The 6,360-nt window shown below is 71.1% G+C and carries 6 protein-coding genes; 5 read left to right on the plus strand and 1 reads right to left on the minus strand.

Annotation, left to right across the window (positions count from 1 at the left end; genetic code table 11):
- The first annotated feature begins 158 nt into the window (after nucleotides 1-158).
- The 4 genes from ACFXKZ_RS50360 (at nucleotide 159) to ACFXKZ_RS50375 (ending at nucleotide 4,582) form a co-directional block, all read left to right on the plus strand.
- The gene (locus tag ACFXKZ_RS50360; RefSeq protein ID WP_380014570.1) at nucleotides 159-1,532 is read left to right on the plus strand and encodes an MFS transporter; all 1,374 of its coding nucleotides are present in this window, start codon (nucleotides 159-161) and stop codon (nucleotides 1,530-1,532) included.
- Nucleotides 1,533-1,641: 109 nt separating this feature from the next.
- Nucleotides 1,642-2,043 (plus strand): DUF3224 domain-containing protein, encoded by a 402-nt coding sequence (locus ACFXKZ_RS50365; RefSeq protein WP_380014573.1) that lies wholly within the window; start codon nucleotides 1,642-1,644, stop codon nucleotides 2,041-2,043.
- Between the two features lie 151 nt (nucleotides 2,044-2,194).
- The gene (locus ACFXKZ_RS50370) at nucleotides 2,195-2,995 is read left to right on the plus strand and encodes a sugar phosphate isomerase/epimerase family protein (RefSeq protein ID WP_380014576.1); all 801 of its coding nucleotides are present in this window, start codon (nucleotides 2,195-2,197) and stop codon (nucleotides 2,993-2,995) included.
- Between the two features lie 939 nt (nucleotides 2,996-3,934).
- The gene (locus ACFXKZ_RS50375; RefSeq protein WP_380014579.1) at nucleotides 3,935-4,582 is read left to right on the plus strand and encodes a hypothetical protein; all 648 of its coding nucleotides are present in this window, start codon (nucleotides 3,935-3,937) and stop codon (nucleotides 4,580-4,582) included.
- A gap of 86 nt (nucleotides 4,583-4,668) precedes the next feature.
- On the opposite strand, the gene ACFXKZ_RS50380 is transcribed toward ACFXKZ_RS50375, so the two are convergent.
- Nucleotides 4,669-5,529: a helix-turn-helix domain-containing protein gene (locus ACFXKZ_RS50380; RefSeq protein ID WP_380014582.1), complete on the minus strand. Its 861-nt coding sequence runs from the start codon at nucleotides 5,527-5,529 to the stop codon at nucleotides 4,669-4,671.
- A 228-nt stretch (nucleotides 5,530-5,757) separates the two neighbouring features.
- Here ACFXKZ_RS50380 and ACFXKZ_RS50385 point away from each other — a divergent pair.
- Nucleotides 5,758-6,360 (plus strand): MFS transporter (locus tag ACFXKZ_RS50385; RefSeq protein ID WP_380014585.1); only part of this gene is annotated, 603 nt, incomplete at its 3' end.

Consider the following 6,360-nt stretch of genomic DNA (forward strand, 5'->3'; position numbering starts at 1 on the left):
CAGCGCGATCCTCGGGCTCTCCCGGGTCGTTCCCGGGCCCGTTCCGGGGTCGCCCCCGGGTCTCTTTGGGCCTTTTTGGGCCTCTTTGGCTTCCTTGGGCCTCCTTGGGCCTCCTTGGGGTCGCTCCCCCACCGTCGCTCCACTCTCGGAGACTCTCGATGACACTCCTCGACCCACCCGTCGCAACCCCACCCGCCATCACCTCGAGGTCGCGCACCCGAGCCCTTATCGGTATCTCGCTCGGCTACTTCATGGTGTTGCTCGACATGACCGTGCTGTCCGTGGCCGAGCCGGACCTGGCCCGGTCGCTGGGCGGCTCGGTGGCGGGGCTGCAGTGGACGGTGTCCGGGTACACGGTCGTCTTCGGCGCACTGCTCCTGACCGCGGGGGCGGTGGCCGATCGGTTCGGCGCGCACCGGGCGTTCCGGGTCGGCATCGTCGGGTTCGGCGTCGGTTCGCTGCTGAGCGCGGCGGCGCCGAACCTGTGGACGCTGGTGGCGCTGCGCGGGCTGCTCGGGGTGGCTGCGGCCGCCTGCGTACCGGCGTCGATGGCGATGATCACCCGGCTGTTCCCGATCCCCGCCGAGCGGGCCAGGGCGGTGTCGGTGTGGGCGGCGCTCAGCGGGGCGGCCCTCGCGGTCGGTCCGCTCGCCGGCGGCCTGCTCGTGGACGCGTACGGCTGGCGCTCCATCTTCCTGATCAACGTCCCGATCGCTGCCCTCACCCTGGCGCTGACCGCCGGCCGCGCGGTGCGGTGCCCCCGGGGCGAGCGGCCGATCGACCGGGCATCCCAATTCGTCGTGTGCGTGGCACTGGGCCTGGCCACCGACGCGCTGATCGCGGCCGGGTCCGGGTCCGGGACGCACGCGGCCGGTTCGGGGGCGGCGGCAGTGCTCGCCGCACTGCTGTTCGTCCGGGCCGAACGGCGCAGCCCGCACCCGGTGCTGCCGGCCGCGGTGTTGCGCTCGCGCGCCACGAGGTCGGCGCTGCTCGCCGGGGCGGCGGTCAACTTCGCGATGACGGGACTGCTGTTCGTCCTGCCGCTGCTGTTCCGGCAAAACCTGCACATGTCGCCGATGCGGACCGGGGTTGCGTTCCTGCCGATGACGCTGCCGTTCGCGGTGAACCCGCTGCTCACCGGCCGGATCGTGGCGCGGTCCGGGCCGCGGGCCCCGATGCTGGCCGGGCTGGGACTGCTGACCTCGGGCTGCGTGGTGTTCGCCGTCGCAGTGCTTGCCGGCTTCGGGTATCCGGTGCTGGCGATCGGGCTGGTGTGTACCGGCTTCGGGGTGTCCTTCGCGCTGCCCGCCCTGGTCGGCACGGTGATCGCCACGGCACCGGAGGGCACGGCCGGCGCGGCCGGCGGCCTGCTCAACGCGGTCCGCCAGATCGGCGCCACGGTCGGGGTCGCGGCGATGGGCGCGTTCGTCGGCGTCGACGGCGCGACGGGCACCCACGACCTGGCCTGGGCCCTGCTGCTGCCGGCGGCGCTGTGCGCGGTGATGACGGTGGTGGTGGGGCGGCGGGCCTGACCCGCCGGCGCCGGGCCCTCCCCGGATGTCGGCGCCGTGTGCAAAGCTGCGTGCGATCAACGGGATACGGAATCCTCATCCTCATCCCCCCAGAAACGAGGACTGCGCAATGGGCATGGGCACGACCGCCACCGGGACGTTCGACCTCACCTCCTTCCAACCGGAGGCGATCGACGAGGCCCCGGGCGCCGCACTCGGCCGGGTCACCATCACCAAGGTGTTCACCGGCGACCTGGCCGGCGAGAGCACGGTGCACATGTCGTCGGTCATGGACGTCGAAGGCACCCCCGCCGCCTATGTCGCGGTGGAACGCTTCACCGGCGAACTGACGGGCCGCAAGGGCTCCTTCGTCTTCCTGCACTGCGCACCGGGCACCGCGGGTGAGGAACTGGCGATCCGGGTGGTCGCGGGTACCGGGACGGACGAACTCGCCGGGATCACCGGCTCCCTGGACATCACACGAACCGAGGACGGCACTCACACGTACGTCCTGGACTACACACTCGGCTGACATCCCGCTCCCGGGGCAGGGCACAGGGGGCACCTCGACGCGCCGGTGTCGCCTTGACCCGGGGGCGACGGCGACCTACGCTCCGAAACAGAAGCGGGAAAGCGCTTTCCATTCGACCGTGCCGCCCACGGGGCGAAAGATTCGAGGACACGTGAGCACACCCGAGCATCCGAGGTGGGCCTTCAGCACCCTCGGCGCCCCCGGCCGGCCGGTGCACGAACACCTCGTCCGCGCGCTTCGACACGGCTGCACCGGCCTCGAACTCCGGGTCCACCAGGACGAGTTCGTACACGTGGACCTGCCCCCGGCCGAGCGCCGGGCCATCCGCGCCCAAATCACCGACGCCGGCCTGGCCGTACCGTGCCTGGCCGGCTACGCGGGCATCTGCGCACCCACCCCCGACCCGGTCGTCCTGTCCGCCATCGACCGCCTCCTCGACCTGGCCTACGACCTGGGCGCATCGGCCGTCCGCATCTTCCCCGGCGGCACCGGCGACGGCGACACCGAACGCGCCAAACGCAGACTGGCCGCCCTCCTCCCCGACGCCCGAGCTCGCGGCGTCACCATGCTCATCGAAACCCACGACTCCCACCCCACGGGCACAGCCGTCGCAACCCTGATCCGCCCCTTCGCCGGCGCGGTCGGCGCAATCTGGGACGCCCTGCACCCCTGGCGCCACGGCGAACAACCGCCCGAAACCGCAGAAGCCCTGGCGGGCTTCCTGCACTACGTCCAAATCAAGGACGCAGCCTCGACGATCGACACCACCCCGGTCCCCCTGGGCACCGGAGCAGTACCACTGACCACCATCGGCACCACCCTGCAAAACCAAGCCTGGCAAGGCTGGATCTCCCTCGAATGGGAAAAAGCCTGGTACCCGGAAATCCCCAACCTCGACGAGGTCCTCCCAGCCGCAGCCCAATGGGTGAACACCTTCGCCTCACCCCGCTGACAGCCGGCTGCCCGCACCCAGCCGAACCGCAACTCGCGCCGAGCACACCCGTCTTCTCGAAAGCCCCTCCGACGAACTCGGCCCAACGCCTCACTCTCCCCACCGCTACCAACCACACCCGCGCCTGCGCCGCGACTTTTTCCTGCCGACCTGCGTGTTCTCCGCAGCTTTGCCGTTCCCCCGGCTCGTCGCGCCGACAGCCGGGACTCGCGGTTGTCGGAGCCCTACGCACACGAGCATGGCCGGCCCGGGAGCTCCCGTCGAACTCGCTCGACCGGCGCCGCCCGGAGCGTTTGCCCACGATGCCACTCGACAAAAAGGGCTCACGCTCCTCGTTCCACCAAGTGACGGTGCAGTTCACGAAGAATCGGTCACATGTCGAACGACTCGGTAATGGCCGCGGCCTGAGGACCGACCGCGATCACGCCACCCGGGTCCACCACGATGCGCCCGTGTTCGTAAAGACCGTCGCAACCCAGCGCGCACACACGCCAACGGCTCCACTTGGGCCCGGGATACAGCACGCCGCTCGAAACACTGCGCAAGCACGATGAATTCGGACTCGCGCCATGAACGAACGACGCAGGCGTCCGGAAAACGCAGGCCACCCCCTCTGAGCCCCGCAGGCTGACGGCGGCCCACCGCCATGATCCGAATAAACCCCGGCCCAGTACCCGCAACCAAGAGCACAACTCTCGCTGGAAACGGCCGACCACGGCCGACCCACTCGGGAAACCCTTTCGGCGGACGACCCGACCGCTCTGCGACCGAGGCGGCACACCGTCCTCCTCGCGCGTACCCCGTCCCGCCTCGGCTCGGCGCGCGGCGTGATGGTGGGGATGGGTGCATGTTGCCTGCCTGTAGGGCCTCCGTGGGGGGCGCTTGCGTGCCGGGCCGGCGAACCGGAGCGGGCCGGGCGTGGGCTGAATACCCTGGGCCATGCCATCGATCAGACTGAACAATGACACCGCTGCGATGCTGGCGATCTGGGTCGAGCCGTGGGGCACCGACCACTGGATGCGGCCACACGAGAAGTTCACGCTCCTAACCGGTGACGGTCCCGAACCGGATCCCGACGATGTGCCCTTCGATGTCGTTTTTCACGAGGAGGGCGTCAGCGTCTGGGTCAATGGCGCCTACGAGGCGACCGTGCACGACGAATCGGGGGCCGAGGTGTCGTGCGGACATCAGCGCCCCCTCGACGTCATGCGTGCCTGGACCGAGTCGGCCGAGGCCGCGGCGGTCGCCGACCGTCCATACCTCACTCCGGAGATCCGGGAGATGGCCCGCCGCCATGCCGAGGACATGCGCCGCGCGCTTACCGAAGCCGAGGCCGCTGCGGCTGCGGCTGGGGCCGAAGTGGTGGCGGAGGTCGAGGGGCCTGCCGAGGCCAATCCGATAGCGGAGCCGGAGCCCACCGCCGAAGCCAACACGGCGGAAGCCAACACGGCCGAACTCGGCACCCGCTCGGGGCCCGCCACTCCAAACGAAGCCGACACGACGGCCGGATACCGACCAGCCGAATGCCTGAACAGCCAAGTAGCTGAGCGGCTGAGAACCCGAGCGGCTGACGACCCGAGCGGCTGAGCAACTGAGCAGTTGAGCAACTGGGCAGCTGAGCGCCAAGCCCCGCAGGCCGCACACGCAAGACCCTCCCCGGGCCGCCGGCCCCCCTACGCCGTGGCCTCCGGCCGGACCCTCGTGGCCAGTTCGGACAGGCCCCGCAACACCCGGCGGCCCTCCTCGTCCGGCTCCTGCGGCTGGTAGATGGTGATCCGCTGGCCGCCTTCCATCCGCAGCACCTCGAACGCAAGCGTGATCTCGCCGAGTTGCGGATGCCGGTACGTCTCCTGGTCGCTACGCCGCCGGCGCACGTCGTACCGCTGCCACTGCACCGCGAACTCGGGGCTCCCCTCAGTGAGTTCGTCCACGAGAGCGGCCAACTCCCGGTCCCTGGGGTCGGCGGCGAGCAGCGAGCGCAGTTGCGCGGTGGTGCTGAGCGCGGCCCGCTCCCAGTCGGCGAACAACTCCCGTGCCGTCGGGTGCAGGAACAGGTATCGGATGCTGTTGCGCCGCTCCGGCGCCCAGTCGGCCAGTCCGGGCAGCAGCGCGAACACCTCTGGGTTGGCGGCCAGGATGTCGCTGGTCCGACCGAGCAGGTACGCGGGCCAGGGTCGGACCCGCTCCAGGAGCGCGCGGATCCCCGGCCGTACCTCCCGATCGGCGGGCGCGCCGCCGGCCGGCAGCCGCTCCGCCGCGTGGTTGGCCAGGGCGTACAGGTGCGCGTGCTCCTCCTCGTTCAACCGCAGCGCGCTCGCGATCCCGTCCAGGACCGCGCCGCCGGGATTGTTTTCGCGGCCCTGCTCCAGGCGCGTGTAGTACTGGATGCTCAGCCCCGCCAACGCGGCCAGCTCCTCCCTGCGCAGCCCCTGGGTACGACGGAGTCCGGTGCCGGCGGGCAGCCCGACGTCGCCGGGCTGGAGACGGGCGCGGCGGGCCTGCAGGAACTCTCCGAGTGGATGTGGTGACGTCACCTCTCGATTGTCACAAAGCCGGGGTCTCGGTGCGTGTCCCCCACGGGGACAGGCACGGCGGGCGGCACCGGCACGGGGACGACCGTGCCGCCATCAGTCCCGGCACCGCACTCGCCATTGGCGCGAATGACACGGCCTTCATGGCGACCCACGCACGCGCAAGGCTGACAGCGCCGCCCCGGGTCCGGCCCCCGACCCGACGCCCGCAGAACGGACGTGCCCGCCGCCATGCCCCCGACCGACCCGCTTCCGCACCCGATACCCTCGCCCTCGCGCCGCCGATTCGCCGGCCCCGCCCCCGAACAAGCCGGATTCGGGGCCCGATTCACCGCGGCCGCCGCCATCGGATCGGTCCTGAATCCGATCAACTCGTCGATCATCGCGATCGCGCTGGTGTCGATCGGCCGGGCGTTCGGTGTGGACGCGGGGGCCACGACGTGGCTGGTGTCGGCGTTGTACCTGGCCACCGCGATCGGGCAGCCGACGGCCGGGCGGCTCGCGGATCTGTTCGGGCCCAGGCGGGTGTACCTCGCCGGCATGGCGCTGGTCGCGCTCGGCGGGCTGATCGGTTTCGTGGGTACGTCGATCGGCATGCTCGTGGTCGCGCGTGTGGTGCTCGGACTGGGTACGTCGGCGGCCTATCCGGCGGCGATGACGATGGTGCGCCGGCAGTCCGAACGCCTCGCCCGGCCCGCGCCGGGGCGGGTGTTGAACGCGCTCGCAGTGGCGGGGCAGACTGAGGGGCCCCGCGTTTTCCGGACGCCTTGTTTGCTGTCCTTCTATGCCGCGAGTCCGAGTCCGTCGTGGTCGCGCAGAGCTTCGAGTGGTGTG

It is taken from the genome of Embleya sp. NPDC059237 (assembly GCF_042754105.1).
Taxonomy (GTDB): domain Bacteria; phylum Actinomycetota; class Actinomycetes; order Streptomycetales; family Streptomycetaceae; genus Embleya.